The sequence below is a fragment of the Acinetobacter johnsonii CIP 64.6 genome, from assembly GCF_000368045.1.
Classification (GTDB): Bacteria; Pseudomonadota; Gammaproteobacteria; order Pseudomonadales; family Moraxellaceae; genus Acinetobacter; species Acinetobacter johnsonii.
Genome location: NZ_KB849238.1, coordinates 1 through 22,312 on the forward strand (window position 1 = coordinate 1; position 22,312 = coordinate 22,312).

The following is a 22,312-nucleotide window of genomic DNA, read 5'->3' on the forward strand; positions in this document are numbered from 1 at the left end:
CGACTGTTTGGGGTTGTATAGTCAAGTAATTAAGTGCATGTGGTGGATGCCTTGGCAGTCAGAGGCGATGAAAGACGTAATAGCCTGCGATAAGCTCCGGGGAGGCGGCAAATATCCTGTGATCCGGAGATTTCTGAATGGGGAAACCCACCTGTCATAAGGCAGGTATCGTATGATGAATACATAGTCATACGAGGCGAACGAGGGGAAGTGAAACATCTCAGTACCCTTAGGAAAAGAAATCAATTGAGATTCCCTCAGTAGCGGCGAGCGAACGGGGAAAAGCCCATTAAGTCATATAAGTTCTAGTGGAATGCTCTGGGAAGTGCAACCATAGTGGGTGATAGTCCTGTACACGAAAGGGCTTATATGATGATGTCGAGTAGGGCGGGGCACGTGAAACCTTGTCTGAATATGGGGGGACCATCCTCCAAGGCTAAATACTCCTGACTGACCGATAGTGAACCAGTACCGTGAGGGAAAGGCGAAAAGAACCCCTGTGAGGGGAGTGAAATAGATCCTGAAACCGCATGCATACAAGCAGTGGGAGCCGACTTGTTCGGTGACTGCGTACCTTTTGTATAATGGGTCAGCGACTTACATTCAGTAGCAAGGTTAACCGCATAGGGGAGCCGTAGAGAAATCGAGTCTTAATAGGGCGTTTAGTTGCTGGGTGTAGACCCGAAACCGGGTGATCTATCCATGAGCAGGTTGAAGGTTGGGTAACACTAACTGGAGGACCGAACCCACTGTCGTTGAAAAGCCAGGGGATGACTTGTGGATAGGGGTGAAAGGCTAATCAAACTCGGTGATAGCTGGTTCTCCCCGAAAGCTATTTAGGTAGCGCCTCGGACGAATACCATTGGGGGTAGAGCACTGTTTCGGCTAGGGGGTCATCCCGACTTACCAAACCGATGCAAACTCCGAATACCAATGAGTACTATCCGGGAGACAGACTGCGGGTGCTAACGTCCGTAGTCAAGAGGAAAACAATCCAGACCGCCAGCTAAGGCCCCAAAATTATAGTTAAGTGGGAAACGATGTGGGAAGGCATAGACAGCTAGGAGGTTGGCTTAGAAGCAGCCACCCTTTAAAGAAAGCGTAATAGCTCACTAGTCGAGTCGGCCTGCGCGGAAGATGTAACGGGGCTAAAACTATATGCCGAAGCTGCGGATTTGCAATTTATTGCAAGTGGTAGGGGAGCGTTCTGTAAGCCGATGAAGGTGTATTGAGAAGTATGCTGGAGGTATCAGAAGTGCGAATGCTGACGTGAGTAACGACAATGCGAGTGAAAAACTCGCACGCTGAAAGACCAAGGGTTCCAGTCCAACGTTAATCGGGGCTGGGTGAGTCGACCCCTAAGGCGAGGCCGAGAGGCGTAGTCGATGGGAAATTGGTTAATATTCCAATACTTCTATGTAATGCGATGAGAGGACGGAGAAGGTTAAGTCAGCCTGGCGTTGGTTGTCCAGGTGGAAGGTTGTAGGCATGTATCTTAGGCAAATCCGGGGTACTCTATGCTGAGAACTGATAGCAAGCTGTACTTGTACAGTGAAGTGGCTGATACCATGCTTCCAGGAAAAGTCTCTAAGCTTCAGTTACATAGGAATCGTACCCGAAACCGACACAGGTGGTCAGGTCGAGTAGACCAAAGCGCTTGAGAGAACTCTGCTGAAGGAACTAGGCAAAATGGTACCGTAACTTCGGGAGAAGGTACGCTGCCGACGGTGATAGGATTTACTCCTTGAGCTATTGGCAGCCACAGAAACCAGGCCCCTGCAACTGTTTATTAAAAACATAGCACTCTGCAAACACGAAAGTGGACGTATAGGGTGTGATGCCTGCCCGGTGCTGGAAGGTTAATTGATGGGGTTAGCGTAAGCGAAGCTCTTGATCGAAGCCCCAGTAAACGGCGGCCGTAACTATAACGGTCCTAAGGTAGCGAAATTCCTTGTCGGGTAAGTTCCGACCTGCACGAATGGCATAATGATGGGGGCGCTGTCTCCAGCAGAGACTCAGTGAAATCGAATTCGCCGTGAAGATGCGGTGTACCCGCGGCTAGACGGAAAGACCCCGTGAACCTTTACTGCAGCTTGACATTGAACTTTGATCTTACTTGTGTAGGATAGGTGGGAGGCTTTGAAGCCGAGACGCTAGTTTCGGTGGAGCCAATCTTGAAATACCACCCTGGTAATATTGAGGTTCTAACTCTGTCCCGTTATCCGGGACGAGGACCATGTCTGGTGGGTAGTTTGACTGGGGCGGTCTCCTCCTAAAGAGTAACGGAGGAGTACGAAGGTGCGCTCAGCGTGGTCGGAAATCACGCGTAGAGTATAAAGGCAAAAGCGCGCTTAACTGCGAGACCCACAAGTCGAGCAGGTACGAAAGTAGGTCTTAGTGATCCGGTGGTTCTGTATGGAAGGGCCATCGCTCAACGGATAAAAGGTACTCTGGGGATAACAGGCTGATACCGCCCAAGAGTTCATATCGACGGCGGTGTTTGGCACCTCGATGTCGGCTCATCTCATCCTGGGGCTGAAGCAGGTCCCAAGGGTATGGCTGTTCGCCATTTAAAGAGGTACGCGAGCTGGGTTTAGAACGTCGTGAGACAGTTCGGTCCCTATCTACCGTGGGCGTTGGAAATTTGAGAGGATCTGCTCCTAGTACGAGAGGACCAGAGTGGACGAACCTCTGGTGTACCGGTTGTGACGCCAGTCGCATCGCCGGGTAGCTATGTTCGGAAGGGATAACCGCTGAAAGCATCTAAGCGGGAAGCCTACCTCAAGATAAGATTTCCCTAGGACTTTATGTCCTCTAAAGAGCCGTTGAAGACTACGACGTTGATAGGTTGGATGTGGAAGCATAGTGATATGTGAAGCTGACCAATACTAATTGCTCGTGAGGCTTGACTATACAACACCCAAACAGTTGGTGTTGTGGTTCAAATCACTGCAAACAACTTGATTTAGTTATAAAGCTAAGTACAATGCGCAATGAGATAAGATAAAGCACTGCTTTAGATTATCGCAAGAAACTCAGATATACCTGTTAATGTATTCTATTTGGAACGAAGTAAGGCATAGACTGTAAGTACAGTTGAAATAAGACCCGAACAAGTCCATAACAGTTGTGCTGGCGACAATAGCAAGAGTGAACCACCTGATCCCTTCCCGAACTCAGAAGTGAAACCTCTTAGCGCTGATGGTAGTGTGGAGTTATCCATGTGAGAGTAAGTCATCGCCAGCTCATTAATTCAAATCCCCCTCCGCTTAAGGCTGAGGGGGATTTTTTTATGCTGAAATACTAGGGAAGAATAAGAAGACGCGGCTAAAACATAGCCTTTAAAATTTAATAGGGAAAAATAAGAAGAAGTAAACAGATGAAAAGAGCCGAAAATAAGCTATCTATAAGGGTCTAAATGCTAAAAAGCCAGTATTTGCTGGCTTTTATGTCTTATTTACAAGAGATTATAGAGCATCTTTTAAGTTTTCTTGATGTGCTTTAACTTGTTTTGTTGGCATGCTTTCTATAATCTTAATAAATTTATTCTCTAAACAAAAGCAAGAATATGGTGGAATTATTTGCCAAGTAAACAATTATTTGAAGAGAATAGCCATTTATGAACCAAAATGGATCAGGAATGACTGACTTATGTATTACAACACATGGTTTATTACGGTTATTAATGTGTTTTAGATCAGTTAAGTTACGCACTAAAATAAGAACTTTACCGCTAATCTAATAAGGTGTGTGTCTTGTAATTAAATCAACGTATGCCGCGAATGATTTATAGTTCACTGCACAGTGTTGATGAAATCGTTTAATTGCACACAGCAAACCTTATTAAAAGAATATGAATCATAAATTTCGCTGTTTAGGTATCTAGCTGTCGACGTGCATGTTTTAATGCCGTTCTTAAACCTTCTTCAAGAGTTGGGTGATAAAATGGTTTTTCCAAAATTTCATCGACGGTCAGTTGTTCTGAAATCATCCACGCCAGTAAATGGGCCAAATGTTCAGTAGACTCTGTCAGTAATTCAGCACCTAGTATCTTACGGCTGCTTTTATCCACATAAACCTCGATGGCCCCATGGTTTTTACCTAAAACTAATGCACGTCCTTGTTTGACATAAGATACTTCGCCGATGACAAAATCGATAGGTGCACTTTGTAGTTGCTTAAAATTTTGTCCAACCATTGCCATTTCTGGGCTACTAAACACGATGCCTAAAGGCGTTAGAGTTTTGCAAGGTTCTATAGTAGGGAAGTTCAATGCATTTTTGACCGAAACTTTACCTTCGTGTGCTGCTTCATGTTGCAGAGGGGTGTCGGTATATGCATCGCCAATGATAAAAATTGGGTAATCGGCGAGTTGTTTGGTCTCAGAATCAACAGGTAAATGTTTTAAGTCTGTGAATGAGGTATCGATATTTTCAAGTTGAAGGGTATTTAAAAGGCTGCTGCGTCCAGTAGCGGCCAGTAAATAATCGACCTTGAGTGTTTTAGGCTGAGCATTTTCAATAAATCTAAGTTCGACTTGATCGTTTATATACTTAACGTCTGTAGGTAAAACTTCGAATTTGATCTCAAGTTCGGTGCTAATTTCTGTTTGTGCCAACTGCTGCAATTTAGGACTGGTCAAAACGCCGACTTTACGGCTACGAGCAAAGACCGTGGTATTGACGCCAAGTCGTTGCATGGCTTGCGCAAGTTCAATCGCGATGACGCCGCTCCCGATAACCGCTAAAGATTTGGGTAAAGCATTGAGTTCAAAGATTTGATCGGAGGTGATGAGTCGATCACCGAGCTCATTCTTCCATGCTGGGTCAAAGCTAGGTGCGGAGCCTACAGCTAAAATAAAGCTTTTGGCTTGGTAGTGTTGCCCATTAACTTCGACCGTTTTTGAATCGACAAAGCGAGCACGGCCCTCAATTTTATGAGACTCAGGCCAGCTCTCTACGGTTTTAAGGGTGCTATGAGTAAAGCGATCACGGAGTTTTTGTACGTGTTGCATGACCTGACTATTGTCTATTTTTGACTCTACTTGCAATCCGACACGATCCGCATGTTGAATATCATGCATACGATTTGCTGTAGAAATTAGGACTTTTGAGGGCATACAACCCACACGTGCACAAGTGGTGTCCCATGGCCCATCATTAATGATTAATAGATTTTGTGTGGACTTCACGGCTTGTTGGTAGGCTGCGATACCCGCAGTTCCAGCCCCAATAATAATCAGATCATACATAAGCAAACGTTTATCTAAGCGAGACATACTCTATAGTTAACATATTCAGGGCTGTAGATGATTATATTTTGTAAAAAACGGCACTAGATGCCGTCTTTACTTTACTTTCATTTGACTTATAAGCCAGTACCAACGCTTACCCCAACGGTAGGACGTACATTCATTGAACTACATGCTGTCATTAAGGTACAGCAGAGTAAAAGCAGCAACAGTCTATTCATGGAGTAATCCTCGTTGTTTTGCCTGATTGAACAGCAGACTAGAGCGAGTACCACTCTTACAGACCATTAAAATAGGCTTGGGCAATTCATTATAATATTTAGCAAATTCGACCACGTCTGTTTCAGAAATTTTACTGCTGGTAACCGGTTGGTAAATTACGCTGACTTTGGACTGTTCCGCAATATTACGCAGTTGATCAACGCGAACGGTATTACCTTGTTCTTGATCTGGTCGGTTGACAATGACCGATTTAAAACCTTGTTTTATCAACTGTTGAAACTTGTCTTGGGTCATTTCCCCTGAAACGCTGAGCTGCGAGCTGAGTGCTTGACTCAGATTATTCGTTGCCGCCCACAATGCACTGCTCGTTAAAATCAGAGCAGTGCAGATGACACTTTTAAACAACCGTTTAGTCATCTAACAGGTCCATTTGTTTGGCCAGTTGGTATAAGTTGTTTGAGCGATTGCCTGTACGGCAGAACATTAAAATAGGTTTTGGTAGCTCATTGAAATGATTGGCAAAAGTGCGTACATCCATTTCTGTGATTTGCCCTGCAACGACAGGTTGGTAGACGTAATCTAGGCCTGCAACACGTGCTGCTTCTTCAATTTGAGCGCTGGTTGGTTGTTCTGGGCCACCTTCCATATCTGGGCGGTTATTGATCACAGATTTAAACCCTTTTTCAACCACTTGAACCAAATGTTCTGGGCCAATTTGACCTGCAAAGCCTACATTTTCGCTCATGCTGTCACTCCAAAATTAAACTAATCGAGATATGCTTTATGATAGCATTAAGCTGAAAGTTCAGCCTATGCTGTTGAAATATTTATAAGCGATTACAACCATAAAATAACGCAATGGAGCAGGTATGCACGCCTATACCGTTGAACCGCTATATGTCAAAAGTGGCCAAGAGGTCATTGCTGCGGATTTCTATCGTCCGAAAACCGAAGAGAAACCAGCAGTGATTGTGATGGCCCATGGTTTGGCTGGGCTTCGCCAATTCAAACTGATCCAATTTGCACAACGTTTTGCACAAGCGGGTTATGCAGTCGTGTTATTTGACTACCGTTATTGGGGCGGTAGTACCGGACGTCCACGAGAGTTGGTCTCGATTAAGAAGCAGCTTGAAGACTGGCGGACCATGATTAACCACCTCAAAGAACGTAAGTCGATCGATAGTCGACGGATCGTGCTGTGGGGGACCGCGCTCAGTGGTGGTTATGTGCTCGATATTGCAGCAGAATTCAAGAATGTACAGGCCGTGATGGCGCAAGTGCCTTTTGTGGATGGGGCAGCCAGTGCTAAGTTATATCCTTTGCAACAGCTCCCTAAAGCCTTAAAACTATCCAGCCAAGATTATATGGGTGGAAAAGTGGGCATGTCCCCGACCACTTTACCTGTGGTTGATCCACGAGAGTTATGTTTTTTACCGACGCAAGATGCCTATTTGGGTTATCGTTCGATTATTAATCCTGATTATTATTGGAGTGGTGAAATACCTGCTCGATTATTTTTTAATTTAATTCGTTATCGTCCCATTCAGAATGTCAGACAAATTAATATTCCTGTACTTTTCATTGCGGCCAAGCATGATAGTTTAATTCCGATTGAATCCAGTCGTGAAGCCGCGACCAATATTGCCCCTTTTGTTCAATATCATGAATGGGAGATGCAGCATTTTGATATTTATCATGCCAGTTGGTTTGAAAAAGCCATTTCGACCCAATTAGAATTCTTACATCAACATATTGGAGTCAACTAAATGATTATCGTCTGTCCTACTTGTTTGGCCAAAAATCGTGTGCCTGAAGAGAAATTGAGTGCCAATCCGAGCTGTGGTCAATGCCACGCAGCGCTTTTACCTGCGGCACCGATTGAATTGAATGAGCAGAATTTTAGCCAGTTCATTAGCCATAGCGATTTGCCTGTGTTTATTGATTTATGGGCAGAGTGGTGTGGTCCATGTAAAATGATGGCTCCGCACTTTGCTGAAGTGGCCAAGCAAAATCCGCAGGTTATTTTTGCTAAAATTAATACCGAAGAGTCTCCGCGCTTGAGCAGTGCGTTTAACGTACGCAGCATTCCGACCCTAGTTTTAATGAATAAAACCACCGAAATTGCTAGAATAAGCGGTGCGCTTCGTGCGCCACAATTGCAACAATGGTTAGATCAACAGTTGCAAGCCCAGTCATAACGAAAATTGGAGTCAACGTGTCAGAGATTCATGTGAAACCAGAAGGGATGTTGTCTCTTCAGACAATTGCAATGCCAGCCGATACCAACTGGAGTGGAGATGTTTTTGGTGGTTGGATTGTGTCACAAATGGATTTGGCGGGTGCAATTCACGCAGAGCGTTTTAGTAAGGGACGCTGTGCAACGATTTCAATTAATCAGATGACGTTCTTAGTCCCAGTGAAAGTTGGTGATGTCATCAGTTGTTATACCAAACTGTTAAAAGTGGGCAATACGTCTATTCAGATGGAAATTGAAGTGTGGGATAGTCATGACAGTTCACGTCCACCTGTACGTGTGACTGAAGGTGTATTTACCTTTGTTGCGGTTGATGTCAAAGGCAATAAACGTCAGATTCCAGCGGATGTTAAAGAAAAGTTTTTGGCGAGCCAATCCAACTAAAGCTTGAGTTGGTCTGCAAAAAAAAGCCAGTGTAATCACTGGTTTTTTTTTGCTATTCCATGCAGTCCGATGGATTAAAACATAGTATTGCGGTTGGCGGACTCCGCGGGAATGCTTTGTATCACATCCCAATGTTCTACAATTTTGCCTTGTTCGACGCGGAAAATATCGACAACGGCCTCACCACGATCTTGTGCATTTTGAGTGGAATGTACATGGAGCACCACCAAATCACCTTCGGCTACGACACGCTTGATGGTGTTTCTTGCATCAGGATGTTCTTTAAAGTACTGGGTGAAGTAGTTTACAAAAGGCGCTTTGCCGTCTGCAACATAGGGATTATGTTGAATGTATTGTGTACCAATATAGCGGTCTGAATAGGTTTGAACCTGATGTTTGCTAAAAACGCCTTCATAAAAGTCCACTATAATTTTTTTATTTTGTTCAGTCAGGGCAGAGGCAGAATGGTGACTCGGCGTTGTTGAAACCGATGAGTTGGCTGGGTTGTGCTGTTGGCAGGCCACCAGCCCCAAAGAAAATAAGGCAGTCGCTAAAATTAGTCTTTTTTTCATCAAGTCAGCTCAAATATTCATGTTATGTAGCATGATTTTGAGCTGAGTCGAAACAAAGATATAGTAAGTTTTAGTCGCAGCTTTAGCGTATTGTTGTAAATTTTATACTTACCAAACAGTAAGTTATATTTACACTTTTACTTTTTCAATGATGCTTTGTCGAGCCATGCCCATAACATTTCACATTGAACAGGTGCTTCACCCGATTCATCCATCACTATCACAGAAACTAAAGTTTCACCCTTGGCGGTGGTTTGCATCAGTTGCTGTTGTTCTGGTGTTAAGGTGGCTGTCGCTGTCATGGCACCTTTACTCGGACGTTTAAAGTCAACGTGCATGCTTTTAATCAGAACGATGCAATGGTCAGGTACATTCATCCCTGTTACAAAACCCGTTGCCGTTTCAGCAATTAAGGCCATGGCACAGGCATGCAGTTGACCAATATGGTTTTGCATGGCACGGTGATTTTCGATTTTGACTACGACTTCGCTGTGACTGACTTGCAAATAACGAATATTGGCACTGCCGACCATGGGAACTATGCGACCAAAAGCTTGACTCCATAATCGCGTACGCAACGCTTTCGGCAAGCGTGACGTGGTTTTTACAAGTTTTGATAAGCGATTGGCCTTTGGCATAGTTACCTCAAATGATCAAACAAGAGTATTAGTCTTTAAAGTTATTGAATTGTAAAGGCAGACCAAATTGTTGTTCTTTTAAAAACGTCATTACTTGCTGTAATGTATCGCGCTTTTTATCAGTCACACGAATTTTGTCGCCTTGAATTGAAGATTGCACTTTAATGCCGCTTTCTTTAATGGCCTTGTTAATTTTTTTTGCGGTATCTGAGTCAAGTCCGTCTTTTAATTTCACCACTTGAAGTACATTTTTACCTGAAGCAGTCATTTTTTGTGGATCAAGCGCTTGAATATCGACTTTACGCTTAAAGAAATGGTTCTCTAACATGGTATACACTTGTTCACACTGGAAATCACTTTCAGTTGAGATTTTGATTTCTTTGTTTTTTTCATTGAGTTCAATTGAAACGTCCTGACCACGGAAGTCGAAACGGGTTGCGATTTCCTTTTGGGTGTTCTGAACCGCATGATTTACTTCAAAAATTTCTAATTCTGAAACAATATCAAAAGATGGCATGGATTAAACCTTTACAAATGGAAAGAATATCTGAGATGCTAGGGATGTTTTCTTCATTTGCCAAGTGTTGTTTACATCAAAGGAGTGCGCAATGATCCGTAAACAAGAAATTACAACATTTGAGTTCCCAGAGGATGCGATCATCTGGGATGTACGCGATTCAAGTGCTTATGCTGAAGCACACGTGAAAGGGGCGATTAATCAGCCAATCACAGAACTTTCAGCACAGAGCCTTACTCAAGTGTCGACGGATCAACCGATTTACATTTTATGTGGTGGCGGTAGTAAAGCGCCACGTGCTGCAGAGTTACTCGAAGGTTTTGACAGTGAGCGTGAGTATGTGATTTTAATGGGTGGTACCCGTGCTGCTCGTGATGCTGGTTTAGCTTTAGAACAAAGTAATTAAGCAGAAGCAAAAAAGCGCCGTAAGGCGCTTTTTTAATGTCTTGGAAATGTGATTTTTTCTCTATAACGCCATGCGCGCTGCACTTGAGTCATAGGCGGAACTAAGACTGTGCTTTAAAATAAGGCTTTTTGGCTTTGAGCTTTTTATGGAATCGGGTCGGACTGAGCTTTTGTAGCAATGACTCAGGAACGGGACAGGCCTCTTTCAGTATCTGCGCCGTTAAAATTTCACTACATAAAGGGGCAAACAAAAAGCCTTTAGAGCCCAAGCCCGCAAAGCTATAAATTTCAGCCTGTTCAGACATTTTTCCAAGGACTGGAAAATAGTCCAAACTTTGCGCGCGAACAGATGCACGGCCTTGCCAAGTCTTCACATCAGGAAGTGATTGTGCATAATGTGGAAAGACACTGTGGATAAGCTTGTAGTTATGCACATGGTCTTCAAGCAAAACATCGCTGTCGTCCCGATTTGGATAGAAGGATGCACCTAAAATGAACTGTTGAGCATCAAGCTGCATACAATAGCCGCCATAGCTATAGGCTTGATTGAGGGCTAAAGGTTGCGCAGTATTTTCCACCCAACTGACTTGTCCGCGAATGGGCTTCAGCACAGGGTAGTGCTCAAAGAAAGCAGCCGTGTGGCGCGCACAACAGACAATCACGTGATCAAATTGACCGAGAGATTGGGCTTGTTCATTGAAAAGTTCATTGTGCTCTGGATGGATTTGAGTAATGTTGGCTTGTACGAATCGAATCAGCGGATGCGCTAAGATTTGATCTTTGAGTTGATGTGGTGAGACAGCGCCGGCTTCAGTTAGATTCAGACTTGGATATTCAGTGATTAACGCAGAATCAGCAGCGGTTTCGGCTATCAAAAGATCCGCAGGGTATTGTTGTTCGAGATCGAGTAAGTCTTCGGCTTTTTTCAGCGCCAGTTGATGTACTTGAATGGGGCGAAAAGCCTGAAACTTGGGATAGTGCTGTAAAGCATGTTGCCAAGCCAAGGTCATTAAATGTTCATGACTTTGTTCAATCGGACAAAGTTTGGGGTTGAGTAAGGCCAGAGGATTGCCTGAACCTCCTGCAAGTGGCTCAGATTGGTCGTAGAGCGTGACTTGGTGCCCGCGCTTAGCAAAGGCCCATGCACTACTTAAACCTGCAATCCCTGCGCCAATGATAGCAATCTGGCGTTGTTTAAAAGTGTATGCTACTTGATCAGGTCGATTTTGATTCAAAATTGATTTGGTATCGACAGCGTTTGATATGTTTTCAGGCTCAGCAGCTAACCAGATGGCTTTGAGCATTTCGCGTTTATGCTTATAGCCACGCGGACGTGAAATAGAAATACCATGCTGTGTTAAACCACGTTTGAGCACGCCTGCGACACTAAATGAAGAAAATGTCGTTCCAATACCAGATAGGCGAACGATGTGATTCAGTACTTGCTCTTCCCATATGTCTGGGTTACAGGCAGGCGCGAAACCATCGAGGAACCATGCGTTAACGCTACTGGTTTTTGCCATACTGGGGAAAACATCGTGAGCATCGCCTAACCAAAGGTCAAGGCTGAAACGTTCCTCAGGGAAGCTCAGGCGATGACAACCTGCAATCGGGTGCGGGTACTGTGCGATCAGTTGATCGGCGATCGGTTTGAGTTCAGGCCAGACATTGAGTGCGCGTATTAGATCCGTTTTAGACAGCGGAAATTTTTCAACTGAAATGGCATGAAGATGGCTGTGGTTATTTGGGCGCACTTGTTGCCAAAGTTGCCAAAGTGCCAAGATGTTGAGCCCTGTACCAAAGCCTGTTTCACCAACACTAAAATATTCAAAAGGCTGAAGATTGGACAGACGCTCAGGTAAATCATTGCCATTTAAAAACACATGGCGAGTTTCGAGTAGACCATTGTCCTTGGAAAAATAGACATCGCCAAATTGTTTTGAGACTGGCACATCTATGCCATCAATCTGTTGCCACTCTAAATCGGCAGTTTGAATTGCACGCGACACAACCACAGCACCCTATTGTTTTCAATAGGGCTTAGCTTACCACTGACGACGACGTTTGGTATAAACGTAACTGGCAATTAAGAAGCCCAGTAATACACCAACAGCGATGGTTGCCGCACCGTAGAGGAACATTTGCGCACTACGTTCGCTTTGTAAGACCTGAACTTGTACACCGAGGCTATCATTTTTGAGTTGTAGCTCTTGGTTTTGCGCCAAAGCATCGAGATTGGCTTTTTCCAATTGTGCAAGACGTGAAGCTTGGTCTTTGACCAGTGCTTTGACTTTGGCATCTTGCAATGCTTTGTTTTTGGCAAGTTGTTCAGCGGTGAGTGGTTTGGCTTCTTGCGGTTGACCTGTTGGGCTAACTGTGGCCACCGCTGGAATGATTTTCGGTTGAGTCGTACTGCCTTGCACCAGAACAGGTGCGGCAGTCGTTGCTGGTACAGGAGAGGCTACACTCGGGGCAGGAGCGGTTTCAACGGCCCACGCCATAGAAGAAAGAAGAGATAAGCCCAATAAGCTTGTGACAACAACGCGCATGACCTTATCCTTGAGGGAATGCTTTATTAAATGGTTTAACATCAATCTGACGATAAACCCCTGCTTTTAAGAATGGCTCTTCCTGTAACCAGACATCGAGTGCTTCACGTGAGTCAAAGTCAACAATGATCGTACTGCCATAAAAGCCTGCTTGCGGATTGCTTGGATCTTTTGGCATCGCTCCTGCAACAATTAAACGACCTTCATCATTGAGCTTTTGCAAACGAGCAAGATGTTCTGGACGTGTAGCAAGACGTTTTTCGACTGTACCTTCTTGATCGGTACATGTGACGACGAATAGCGGCATAAGAGTTCTCGATGTATGTTCTGGCTAAATTACTCTTCAGAAGATTTAAAGTATTTACGCAATACAATAAACTGAATAATGATAAAGGAAAACATCACGATCATGTCACCAAAAGCCGTGAATTCTCCCCAATATTTTCCGTCCATAAATAAAAATGCGAAAAATACGTGTAAAAAAGACATGAGGGCAAACATAGCAGCCCATGCAAAGTTTAAATTTATCCAACCCGAGTCGGTTAAATTGAAGATTGGGCCGAACAAGCGTTTGATCAGCGGTTTGCGTTCTTTGCCAAAATAAGGAGAAAGTAAGAAAGCGCCTGAGAAAATAATATTCAGTAAGGCTGCTTTGAGTTTGATGTAAAAGTCATCCGACAGCATTAAGGTGACACCGCCGAAAATAACCGTCATAAACAACACAATCCACTGTTGTTTGTCTAAACGGAACTTTTGCATGAAGAACAGTGCGCCGTAAACTACTAGCATCGAAATAATCAAACCTGTGGTAGCTACAAGAATATTATTATTATCGACACCTCCAGCAGAACCAATCAATTGGAGCAATGGGTGATCAGTATTTTTAGGATCTACAGTTTTATATAAATAAAAGAAAATTATCAGCGGCACAAAGTCTAAAAGTGCTTTCATGTTAGAGTATCTAAATCTGTTCAAATAAATAGCTAGTATAAGTGATGGAAGGCTTAGATTTACATACTCACAGCAATATTTCTGATGGTACTTTCACACCGAAGCAATTGGTTGATGCTGCTGCGGAAAAAGGCATCCACACCTTGGCTTTGACAGACCATGACACCATGGATGGTCTTGCGTTGGCAGAGTTGGCTGCAAAGTCACATGCGATGCGTATTATTTCGGGGGTAGAAATTTCGAGTCAGTGGTCGAGACCCTCAACCCAGAAAAACTATGGTGTGCATGTGGTTGCATTGAATATGCAAGACTTAGAACCACTGCAAAAATGCCTTGAACAGCAAAAACAAATCCGTGCGCGACGTGCTAAGCAAATCTGTGATTTGTTGATTCCATTGATTGGTGAAGATATTTATCTCGATGTTTTAGCGAAAGTTGAACAGATGCCTGACCGTGTGACTCGAACGCATATTGCCAAGACCTTGGTTGAAAAAAAGTATGTGAGTCGTGCGCAACAAGCGTTTGATAAATATATTAAGGAAGGTAAGAAAGCCTACGTGAAATTTGATGGGCTGGGTTTAGAAGAAACCATTCAAGTGATTCATGCCAGTGGTGGTTTTGCCGTATTGGCGCATCCGACACGGTATGACTTATCTGCTACGAACATTCGTTATCTGATTGAAATATTTGCGCAGTTTGGTGGAGATGCAGTTGAATTACCGCCCAATGTCGAACCGACATCTACCCGTCAAATGGTGGATCGGATGATTGCCGAGCATGGTTTAAAAGTATCGGTCGGGAGTGACTTTCATGGCGACAATATGCCGTGGATTAAGTTGGGCAATATTCCCAGAGTCAAAGACGGACAAGTGGGGATTTGGGAAAGTTTTGTTTAAAGAGTACTGGTCATTCCCACCTTCTCCAAGAGCTATCTAGCCTAAGAGAAGGTAAGCGTGCGCTCGATTAGAGTAGATTATTGTCTTGTGCTTGAATGGGAGGGGGAGTCGGTTTACCTAAAGTGCCAAGCAGTTCAATTTCGATGGTACGTACCATCGAGTCCAGCGGCAAGTCATTACTTTGCGTTCCGAAAGGTTCTTCAATTTCCGAGCTCAAAGCATCGAGTCCTAAGAAAGTATAGGCTAACACACCAACTAATAGTGGGGTGAAAATACCCAAAGTTGAACCCAAGCTAAACGGTAAAATGAGACAGAAAAAATACACCGTACGATTGAGTAATACCGAGTACGCAAAAGGTAGCGGCGTTGTCGCAATACGGTCACAACCAGTTTGCACCACACTCAAGTCAGCAACGTGCTGGTTCAACTGCGCATAGACAATGTCACTAATTTCACCTTCTTTTAATGCCTGCATCAACTCCCATTGAATCAAGCTGAGCGTATACTGCGGGGCATTGGCTTGTTGATACAGTTGAGTCAGCGCATTTTGACTTAAGCCACTGGTCTGCACCAATTCTGTTGGATTGGCTGTTTGATGGCGTAAACGGTCACGTAAGACATTGGCAAAGACAATCACATGTTGAATTACACGTTCACGACGACCTTGGGTCAAGATACGACAGTCACGGTCAAAGTGACGCGAGTTAGCAATTAAAATGCCCCATAACTTTCGCGCTTCCCACCAACGGTCATAGCAGGCACTATTTTTAAAGCCGAGGAAAATAGAAAGTACCACCCCAATGAGGGTGAAGCCGACCAAGGGCAGTTCAGGGAAGTGGAAATAGCCGACATAGGACAAAATGCCAATAATGGCAGAGACCAACATGACCACACCCAAAGGGGGTAAAACTTTGGGAAGAATGGTGCCACGCCATGAAAAAAGCACCTTAAAAATACTTGGCTGATCACGCACAATCATGTGATTAGAATTCTTTTAAAATTTTGCTTGATCTTCATATTTGTCGCGGTATTTGTCAATCATTTGTCTGCATATTTAAACGGATTGGATCAGGCTGTGTTCAGCAAAAGAAAAAGCACCTTCGGGCGATAAAATGAAATGATCAATCAGTTGAATATCCACGAGCTGACTGGCTTGAAGAATGCGCTCGGTCAGTTCGATGTCCGCCGTGGAGGGCTGAGCTTTCCCAAGTGGATGATTATGGGCAATCACGATAAAGGTAGCATGTTGAGCAATACAATAACGTAGCAATTGATTGATCGAAATTTCACAAGAATTTACTGCACCAAAGAACAATTTTTTAAAGTTTATTTTTCTTAAATGTGCATCCAAGCAGAGCACCGCAAAGACTTCTTGGTTTTCGCCTGAAAACTCATACTGTAAAAATTTGAGCAGTTGAGCTGAATGATTGAGTTCCAACTTGTGTTGCTTGAGCTGCTGGCTACTGTAGCGTCGCCCCAATTCTTTGACGGCCATTAATTGTGAATACTTGGTCGGGCCAATGCCGTGAAATTGGCTGAGCTCGGGCAGTTCAGCATCAAAAACCGCATTCAGACTACCAAAATGTTGCAACAAAAGACGTGCCAATTCGACTGCAGAATGTTGTGTTGAACCCGAGCGGATGAAAATAGCCAGCAGTTCTGCATCGGAGAGGCTGGCTGGTCCTTGTTGTAATAAGCGTTCACGTGGCCGCTCTTGTTCGGGCCATTTTTTTATGGATAAGTGCATTATTTAATACTTTTTTATTCTTAATCTGAGAAACAGGGCCCAATCGATGATTGGGTACGAGACTATTTAATGCTATTGTGAGCGCCACTGCAACAGAAAGGTAGCCTGTTCGTGAGCTTTGATCTCAGTGTAATTCCAAATAAAAATATCCTTTTAGCTGTTACGGGTGGTATTGCTGCCTATAAAAGTGCCATTTTGGTTCGCCGTTTAAAAGATGCGGGTTTTCAAGTCCGTGTGGTGATGACCGAAGGTGCACAGGCTTTTATTACGCCGCTAACTTTTCAAGCTTTGTCGGGCAACCCCGTCCATACAGAACTTCTCAACCCTGAAGCCGAAGCGGGCATGGGGCATATTGAGCTAGCACGTTGGGCAGACTTACTCTTGGTTGCGCCTGCCAGTTGCAACACCATTGCAAAGTTTGCTGCGGGTTTAGCCGATGACCTGCTTTCTACTTTATATTTAGCCACCAAAGCCCCTGTATGGGTCGCACCAGCCATGAACCAACAAATGTGGGCAGCAAAAGCGACGCAGCGTAATTTAGCGACTTTGGTGGAGGATGGCGTGCATGTGATCATGCCAGATGCGGGTGCGCAAGCTTGTGGTGATGTCGGTTTAGGCCGTATGCCTGAGCCTGAGGATTTGGCCCATCAAGTGACAGAATACTTCCATAAAGCGCAGCGTGCCATGGCTGAAAAATTTGGGATGTTGGCGGGTAAAAAAGTCACCATTACTGCTGGGCCAACGCGTGAAGCGATTGATCCTGTGCGTTATATTTCCAACCACAGTACCGGAAAAATGGGTTTTGCCATTGCTGCTGCATGTTATGCGGCAGGAGCCAAAGTGACTTTAATTGCAGGTCCTGTCAGCTTAGACACACCGAACGGTGTACGCCGAATCAATGTTTCATCTGCCATGAAAATGCTGGATACCAGCATGCAAATGTTAGATGAAGGCTGTGATGTGTTTATCGCGACTGCCGCTGTTGCGGACTATCGTGTTGCAGAAGTCGCAGAACATAAGATTAAGAAAGCTGGGGATGAGCTCAATGTTTCCTTAATCAAAAACCCTGATATTGTGGCGACCATTGCACAGCAAGATAAACGCCCGTTCATGGTGGGTTTCGCAGCAGAAACACGCAATGTCGAGGAATATGCCGCAGGTAAATTGGTGGCGAAAAAGCTCGATATGATTGCCTGTAATGATGTGTCACGTCCTGATATTGGTTTTGCGTCTGATGAAAATGCGATGACGGTCTTTTTTGCAGAAAGCTATAAAATGGACAAGCGCGATTTGGAAAAAGCGTCGAAACAAGAAATTGCTTTGCAGTTGGTTGAAGCGATTCACGATGCTTTACATCGAGACCCTGAAAGTGATGATGATTTTTAATTTACATCGGTCTTAATTTTTGCGATATTCAATGCAGCCTTAGGCTGCATTTTTTTTGCAAACTCATAGGAATAAGAATGAAAACATTATTAAAGGTTGTGCTGTTGAGCAGTGGTTTATGTTTGGCAGGACTTGCACAAGCGTCGGAAGTGCTAGAAGGTGCGATGAAATCTTTGGCGAAAAACTCAAAAGCTTTTGCTCAAGCCAAGACTGCCACAGAGGCGAATACCGCATTAACTGAAATGCAAAAAGCCGCGGCAACTGCCAAGCAAAACAAGCCTGATACTTTGGTGAAACAACCAAAAGACAGTGTTAAAGTGAAACAATATGAACAAAAGTTTGATGCATTAACCCAAGAAATTGAACATGCTCAACATTTGGTACAGGCAGGGAAACTTGCGGAAGCTAAACAAAGTTCAGCCAAGTTTGAGGCCATTAAGCAGCAAGGCCATAAAGCATTTAAATAATTCAGTACAATAAAAAAGACCGCAAAAGCGGTCTTTTTTATGTTTGAAGGGCTTAAAGTTTTAAGCTTGACCTTCAACAGCGGCTGCTTGAGCACGCTGCATATTTGCTTCGAACTCAGCATCAAAGTTAATTGGTGTAAGCAACAATTGTGGGAAACTGCCTTTAGTTACCATATCATTCACCGCTTCACGAAGGAACGGGAACAAGATGTTCGGGCAATATGCACCTAAGATATATGGAAGACGTTCTTCTTCAACACCATCTACAAGGAAAATACCCGCTTGAGTAACATCGACAATAAATGCCGTGTCGCCTGCATTGTTTGCTTGTACAACCACTTTAAGTGAAACTTCGTAGTGAGTTGGATCAACTTTTTCAGCAGAAGATGACAAGTTGATGTTCAACTCTGGTTGCCACTCTTTGGTAAAAACTTGCGCCCCAGGGACTTCAAAAGAAATATCTTTTGTGTAAATACGTTCTAAAGCAAGTTGTGGTTGAGCTTCACTCATTTTCTAATCCTTAATATGCTGAGCTAATTATGCCAATAGTTGGTCGAGTTTGCCTTCACGCTCTAAAGCATAAAGTTGATCAAAGCCACCAATAAATTGGTCATCAATAAAAATTTGTGGAACCGTACGGTGATTGGTGCGTTGCATCAATTCAATGCGGACTTCTGGCGCTTCTTTAGATAAATTAATTTCTTTATATTCAACGCCTTTACGCTCAAGGAGCTGCTTTGCGCGAACGCAATATGGACATACAGTCGTTGAGTAAATAGTGACTTGAGCCATGAGTTTCTCCTTGTGCAAATTATTTAGCTTTAACCAGTGGTAAGCCTTGAGCCTTCCAGTTGCTAATCCCGCCATCTAAACGATAGCTGTCAGTATGTGCAACTTGTTGTAAAGCAGTACCTGCCACTTGGCCTAAATTACAGATGAACACGAGTGGTCGATCTGCAGCTTTTAACTCTTCAGCATGTTTTGTAATTTGGCTGTAGGGAATGTTGCGACTTCCACTGATATGACCTTCACGGAAATCTTTGGCATCACGTAAGTCAATCAACATGGCATTTTTAGCTTTCACTAAAATACCTAAAGATTGTGGTGAAATTTTGCGACCATTGCGTTGTCCTTCAAGTACGAAAAACAAAACAACCAATACCGCAAGTGTTCCAAATAAGAAGGGGTGATTCCCCATAAACTCGAACCAACGTTCCACAAGTCACCTAAATTACAATTCAAAAATTGCTAGAGAGTATAGCTTATAAAATATGGTGATCAAAATCACCGCTTCAAGGGCTAAGGTTGAATAAAAATTAATTTTTTTGCTGAGCTTCAGCAATTTCATCAATCAGACGTAAATAGCTGTCTAAACGGCGCGTTAAAATTTCACCATTTGCCGCAGCTAAGCGTAAAGCGCATTGTTTTTCATGTTTATGGGTGCAGTTACGGAACTGACAGTAGCCCAACAAGTTTTCAATTTCAGGAAAGCCACGTTGCACTTTGTCGGAATCTAAGTGCCATAAACCAAACTCACGAATTCCCGGTGAGTCAATCAGCGAGGCGCCTTCGCCAAAACCAATCAAACGGGTAGAGGTCGTGGTGTGCTGACCTAAGGCTGAGTTTTCAGAAATCACATTGGTTTTTTGTGCAGCGTCAGGCACGATGGCATTAATCAGCGTACTTTTACCAACGCCAGACTGACCGACAAAGGCCACAGTTTCATTTTTTAAACGCTGGGTCAGTGCGGTTAAATCACCATCGGCTTGGGTTTGCATCACTTCATAGCCTAAGGCTTGATATTCCGCAATCAACGCTAAAATCGGATCATTGTCTTTGAGCAAATCGGTTTTGTTCAGCACCAAAAGTGCTGGAATGTTGGCATCGGCACAGGCCACCAAATAACGGTCAATTAGACCTGGTGCAGGCTCAGGCAGTGGCGCAAACACAATCACAATCAGGCTGATATTGGCCGCGACAGGTTTTACTTTATGATAACGGTCTGGACGAGTCAGTAGCGACTGACGTGGCTGTATGGCATTGATGATCCCGAGCCCCGTATTTGGGTCGGCTTGCCATTTGACACGATCACCTGTGACCAGAAGTTCGAGGTTGGTGCGTGTATGACAGCGCCAGATACTGCCGAGTTCAATCGGTTTCCAAAACGGTTCAGGTTCACCTGCTTGTACCGTCGGTTTGATGGGATGTGGATCTGGAGTCGTAAGGGCTTGCACTTCAAGCTGACGGCCATAGTGTTGTACCACCAAGCCTTCTAAATCATTTGAAGTGTCGATATCTTCTTGACGTGTTTGCTGTTGTTTCTGAATGCGACGTTGTTGCTGTTCAGTTAAACGACGTTTACGAATTAAAGCCATTCATATCCTAAAAAACCATGAATTCAAGATGGCAAAAATAGCACGAAGCAGGGTATCAGTTACAGCATCGAAGCAATTAATTTGCTACTATCATCGTTTTTAAGCCGAATAAGATTGCACATTTATGAGCAGCACCGCTGATACGCGTTTGATTTGGATTGACCTTGAAATGACAGGTCTCGATACTGATAATGACCAAATTATTGAAGTTGCTACAATTGTGACAGATGATAACTTAAATATTTTAGCTGAAGGGCCTGTGCTTGCTGTTCATCAGCCAGACCGTGTGCTAAATGCAATGGATGAGTGGAACACTCGCCAACATGGTCAATCAGGCTTAATTGAACGTGTACGTCGCAGTAAATTGACTGCGCAAGATGCTGAGCAGCAAACTTTAGAATTTCTAAAGAAATGGGTCAATCCAAAAAGCTCACCAATGTGTGGCAATTCAATCTGCCAAGACCGCCGTTTTTTACACCGTTTAATGCCTGAAATGGAACAGTATTTCCACTACCGTAATTTAGACGTGTCTTCGGTAAAAGAGTTGGCTAAACGCTGGCGTCCAGAAATTATGAGTGGCTTGAAAAAGAATGCTTCACATTTAGCGATGGATGACATTCGTGATTCGATTGCGGAACTGAAGTATTATCGTGAATACTTTTTTATTATGAATAAATAAGTAGTAAAGAAAGAGGCGCTAGCCTCTTTTTTATTGAAATCGAATAGAATAGAGCTGAGGGTGTTTGTGTGGAAAAAAGAAACACTTTTTTGCTATACAAGTTTAAAACAAGCTTTATGATAAAGTAAATTAATTAAATTATAACAAAGAGTTGAGTTATGCAAAGTAATAACCCTATTTTGAACCGCGTGGAAACACATGCGGACTATAGTCAACCAATGACTGTTCAAGGTGCTATTCAGAAATCTGTATTACTTACAGTGATTGCAGCTGTGGTCGGTATGGCACTGTTTTTATACTGTTTCATGACCTTAAATATTTCGCTGGCCTATGCTGCAACCTTAGTCGGTGCGATTGGTGGTCTAATTTTAGGCCTGATTGCAACTTTTAAACCAAATACCGCACGTACCCTTGCCATTCCATATGCCTTGTTTGAAGGTGCTTTTTTAGGTGGGGTCTCGGTTATTTTCCAATTGAAATATCCGGGTGTACCTTTACAAGCGCTCTTGGCAACTTTTGTCACCACTTTGGTGATGTTTGGTTTGTATCGTTTTCAAATTATTCGTGCCACTGAAAAATTCAAATCGGTAGTGATGTCAGCATCGATTGCCATCGCGATTGTGTTTGTGGTGCAGATGGTTATGCGTTTGGCTTTTGGTTCAAGCATTCCATTTTTATTTGAAAACAACTTATTAGGTCTAGGTTTTGCCGCTTTTGTTGCAGTGATTGCATCACTGAACTTAATTCTAGATTTTGATTTGATTGAAAGTGCTGCGGCACAACACGCTCCGAAAGCGATGGAGTGGCTGTGTGGTATTGCGCTACTAGCAACTTTGGTGTGGATGTACTATTCATTCCTACGTCTACTCAGTATGCTGCGTGGCGACGACTAATCTCGTTAGTTTTAACAAATACGCCCCTTCATTGGGGCGTATTTGTTATTGAATGTTGATGAATTGAAAAAAGGCGCATTATGCAATTTCGGTTTCAACTTAAACTTGGCATTATGCAGATAAATT

The 22,312-nt window shown here is 43.6% G+C and carries 25 protein-coding genes and 2 rRNA genes; 11 read left to right on the forward strand and 16 right to left on the reverse strand.

Annotation, left to right across the window (positions count from 1 at the left end; genetic code table 11):
- Window positions 1-19: 19 nt before the first annotated feature.
- Both F986_RS16975 and rrf read left to right on the forward strand, forming a co-directional pair.
- Window positions 20-2,913 (forward strand): 23S ribosomal RNA (locus F986_RS16975).
- A gap of 218 nt (window positions 2,914-3,131) precedes the next feature.
- Window positions 3,132-3,246 (forward strand): 5S ribosomal RNA (rrf, locus tag F986_RS16980).
- A gap of 628 nt (window positions 3,247-3,874) precedes the next feature.
- Here the strand turns inward: rrf and F986_RS16985 are convergent.
- From F986_RS16985 to F986_RS16995, 3 genes are all read right to left on the reverse strand, one after another.
- The gene (locus tag F986_RS16985) at window positions 3,875-5,251 is read right to left on the reverse strand and encodes a dihydrolipoyl dehydrogenase (RefSeq protein ID WP_026056435.1); all 1,377 of its coding nucleotides are present in this window, start codon (window positions 5,249-5,251) and stop codon (window positions 3,875-3,877) included.
- A gap of 213 nt (window positions 5,252-5,464) precedes the next feature.
- Window positions 5,465-5,890 (reverse strand): protein tyrosine phosphatase family protein, encoded by a 426-nt coding sequence (locus tag F986_RS16990; protein WP_004697610.1) that lies wholly within the window; start codon window positions 5,888-5,890, stop codon window positions 5,465-5,467.
- Complete coding sequence (locus F986_RS16995) at window positions 5,883-6,218, reverse strand: protein tyrosine phosphatase family protein (protein WP_004697611.1); 336 nt, start codon at window positions 6,216-6,218, stop codon at window positions 5,883-5,885. Before F986_RS16995 ends, F986_RS16990 begins: the two co-directional genes overlap by 8 nt.
- Before the next feature lie 124 nt (window positions 6,219-6,342).
- Between F986_RS16995 and F986_RS17000 the strand changes: the two genes are divergently transcribed.
- From F986_RS17000 to F986_RS17010, 3 genes are read left to right on the forward strand one after another with little or no spacing between them, the layout of a single operon-like run.
- The gene (locus F986_RS17000; protein ID WP_004697613.1) at window positions 6,343-7,239 is read left to right on the forward strand and encodes an alpha/beta hydrolase; all 897 of its coding nucleotides are present in this window, start codon (window positions 6,343-6,345) and stop codon (window positions 7,237-7,239) included.
- Entirely contained in the window at window positions 7,240-7,671 is a 432-nt protein-coding gene (gene trxC, locus F986_RS17005; RefSeq protein ID WP_004697614.1) for a thioredoxin TrxC, read from the forward strand.
- A 17-nt stretch (window positions 7,672-7,688) separates the two neighbouring features.
- Window positions 7,689-8,111 (forward strand): acyl-CoA thioesterase, encoded by a 423-nt coding sequence (locus F986_RS17010; protein ID WP_004697616.1) that lies wholly within the window; start codon window positions 7,689-7,691, stop codon window positions 8,109-8,111.
- 74 nt (window positions 8,112-8,185) lie between these two features.
- On the opposite strand, the gene F986_RS17015 is transcribed toward F986_RS17010, so the two are convergent.
- The 3 genes from F986_RS17015 to F986_RS17025 form a co-directional block, all read right to left on the reverse strand.
- Complete coding sequence (locus F986_RS17015; RefSeq protein ID WP_004697617.1) at window positions 8,186-8,683, reverse strand: nuclear transport factor 2 family protein; 498 nt, start codon at window positions 8,681-8,683, stop codon at window positions 8,186-8,188.
- 137 nt (window positions 8,684-8,820) lie between these two features.
- The gene (locus F986_RS17020) at window positions 8,821-9,321 is read right to left on the reverse strand and encodes a DUF4442 domain-containing protein (protein WP_004697618.1); all 501 of its coding nucleotides are present in this window, start codon (window positions 9,319-9,321) and stop codon (window positions 8,821-8,823) included.
- 28 nt (window positions 9,322-9,349) lie between these two features.
- The gene (locus F986_RS17025; protein ID WP_004697619.1) at window positions 9,350-9,838 is read right to left on the reverse strand and encodes a YajQ family cyclic di-GMP-binding protein; all 489 of its coding nucleotides are present in this window, start codon (window positions 9,836-9,838) and stop codon (window positions 9,350-9,352) included.
- A gap of 91 nt (window positions 9,839-9,929) precedes the next feature.
- Here F986_RS17025 and F986_RS17030 point away from each other — a divergent pair, with 91 nt between their 5' ends.
- On the forward strand, window positions 9,930-10,244 hold the full coding sequence (locus tag F986_RS17030; protein WP_004697620.1) for a rhodanese-like domain-containing protein: 315 nt from the start codon (window positions 9,930-9,932) through the stop codon (window positions 10,242-10,244).
- A 100-nt stretch (window positions 10,245-10,344) separates the two neighbouring features.
- Here F986_RS17030 and mnmC read toward each other — a convergent pair whose 3' ends face one another.
- Genes mnmC through F986_RS17050 form a run of 4 tightly spaced genes read right to left on the reverse strand, consistent with a single transcriptional unit; the run spans window position 10,345 to window position 13,743 of the window.
- The gene (mnmC, locus tag F986_RS17035) at window positions 10,345-12,258 is read right to left on the reverse strand and encodes a bifunctional tRNA (5-methylaminomethyl-2-thiouridine)(34)-methyltransferase MnmC2/FAD-dependent 5-carboxymethylaminomethyl-2-thiouridine(34) oxidoreductase MnmC1 (protein ID WP_004697621.1); all 1,914 of its coding nucleotides are present in this window, start codon (window positions 12,256-12,258) and stop codon (window positions 10,345-10,347) included.
- A 30-nt stretch (window positions 12,259-12,288) separates the two neighbouring features.
- On the reverse strand, window positions 12,289-12,792 hold the full coding sequence (locus tag F986_RS17040; RefSeq protein ID WP_004697622.1) for an SH3 domain-containing protein: 504 nt from the start codon (window positions 12,790-12,792) through the stop codon (window positions 12,289-12,291).
- A gap of 4 nt (window positions 12,793-12,796) precedes the next feature.
- On the reverse strand, window positions 12,797-13,099 hold the full coding sequence (locus tag F986_RS17045; RefSeq protein ID WP_004697623.1) for a YciI family protein: 303 nt from the start codon (window positions 13,097-13,099) through the stop codon (window positions 12,797-12,799).
- Window positions 13,100-13,128: 29 nt separating this feature from the next.
- Window positions 13,129-13,743, reverse strand: coding sequence for a septation protein IspZ (locus F986_RS17050; RefSeq protein WP_004697624.1), 615 nt, complete (start codon window positions 13,741-13,743; stop codon window positions 13,129-13,131).
- Window positions 13,744-13,787: 44 nt separating this feature from the next.
- On the opposite strand from F986_RS17050, the gene F986_RS17055 reads away from it, so the two are divergent.
- A complete protein-coding gene (locus tag F986_RS17055) occupies window positions 13,788-14,639 on the forward strand; it encodes a PHP domain-containing protein (RefSeq protein ID WP_004697626.1) in 852 nt (283 codons plus the stop codon).
- Window positions 14,640-14,706: 67 nt separating this feature from the next.
- Here F986_RS17055 and F986_RS17060 read toward each other — a convergent pair whose 3' ends face one another.
- Both F986_RS17060 and radC read right to left on the reverse strand, forming a co-directional pair.
- The gene (locus F986_RS17060) at window positions 14,707-15,618 is read right to left on the reverse strand and encodes a bestrophin family protein (RefSeq protein ID WP_004697627.1); all 912 of its coding nucleotides are present in this window, start codon (window positions 15,616-15,618) and stop codon (window positions 14,707-14,709) included.
- Window positions 15,619-15,693: 75 nt separating this feature from the next.
- Entirely contained in the window at window positions 15,694-16,386 is a 693-nt protein-coding gene (gene radC / locus F986_RS17065) for a RadC family protein (protein WP_004697628.1), read from the reverse strand.
- Window positions 16,387-16,497: 111 nt separating this feature from the next.
- On the opposite strand from radC, the gene coaBC reads away from it, so the two are divergent.
- Together coaBC and F986_RS17075 are read left to right on the forward strand one after the other, a co-directional pair.
- Window positions 16,498-17,772, forward strand: coding sequence for a bifunctional phosphopantothenoylcysteine decarboxylase/phosphopantothenate--cysteine ligase CoaBC (gene coaBC / locus F986_RS17070; protein WP_004697629.1), 1,275 nt, complete (start codon window positions 16,498-16,500; stop codon window positions 17,770-17,772).
- Window positions 17,773-17,849: 77 nt separating this feature from the next.
- Window positions 17,850-18,239, forward strand: a complete 390-nt coding sequence (locus F986_RS17075; protein WP_004697630.1) for a cytochrome b562 — start codon at window positions 17,850-17,852, stop codon at window positions 18,237-18,239.
- A gap of 60 nt (window positions 18,240-18,299) precedes the next feature.
- Here F986_RS17075 and secB read toward each other — a convergent pair whose 3' ends face one another.
- From secB to rsgA, 4 genes are all read right to left on the reverse strand, one after another.
- Window positions 18,300-18,749, reverse strand: a complete 450-nt coding sequence (gene secB, locus F986_RS17080) for a protein-export chaperone SecB (RefSeq protein ID WP_004697631.1) — start codon at window positions 18,747-18,749, stop codon at window positions 18,300-18,302.
- Between the two features lie 27 nt (window positions 18,750-18,776).
- Window positions 18,777-19,031, reverse strand: a complete 255-nt coding sequence (grxC, locus tag F986_RS17085; protein ID WP_004697632.1) for a glutaredoxin 3 — start codon at window positions 19,029-19,031, stop codon at window positions 18,777-18,779.
- A gap of 19 nt (window positions 19,032-19,050) precedes the next feature.
- The gene (locus F986_RS17090) at window positions 19,051-19,458 is read right to left on the reverse strand and encodes a rhodanese-like domain-containing protein (RefSeq protein WP_004697633.1); all 408 of its coding nucleotides are present in this window, start codon (window positions 19,456-19,458) and stop codon (window positions 19,051-19,053) included.
- Between the two features lie 97 nt (window positions 19,459-19,555).
- Window positions 19,556-20,614: a ribosome small subunit-dependent GTPase A gene (gene rsgA / locus F986_RS17095; protein WP_004697634.1), complete on the reverse strand. Its 1,059-nt coding sequence runs from the start codon at window positions 20,612-20,614 to the stop codon at window positions 19,556-19,558.
- Window positions 20,615-20,738: 124 nt separating this feature from the next.
- Here rsgA and orn point away from each other — a divergent pair, with 124 nt between their 5' ends.
- Window positions 20,739-21,293: an oligoribonuclease gene (orn, locus tag F986_RS17100; protein WP_004697635.1), complete on the forward strand. Its 555-nt coding sequence runs from the start codon at window positions 20,739-20,741 to the stop codon at window positions 21,291-21,293.
- 158 nt (window positions 21,294-21,451) lie between these two features.
- Window positions 21,452-22,186 carry a Bax inhibitor-1/YccA family protein gene (locus tag F986_RS17105; RefSeq protein ID WP_004697636.1) on the forward strand — a complete coding sequence of 245 codons (735 nt, stop codon included), beginning with the start codon at window positions 21,452-21,454 and terminating at the stop codon, window positions 22,184-22,186.
- The last annotated feature ends 126 nt before the right edge of the window (window positions 22,187-22,312 follow it).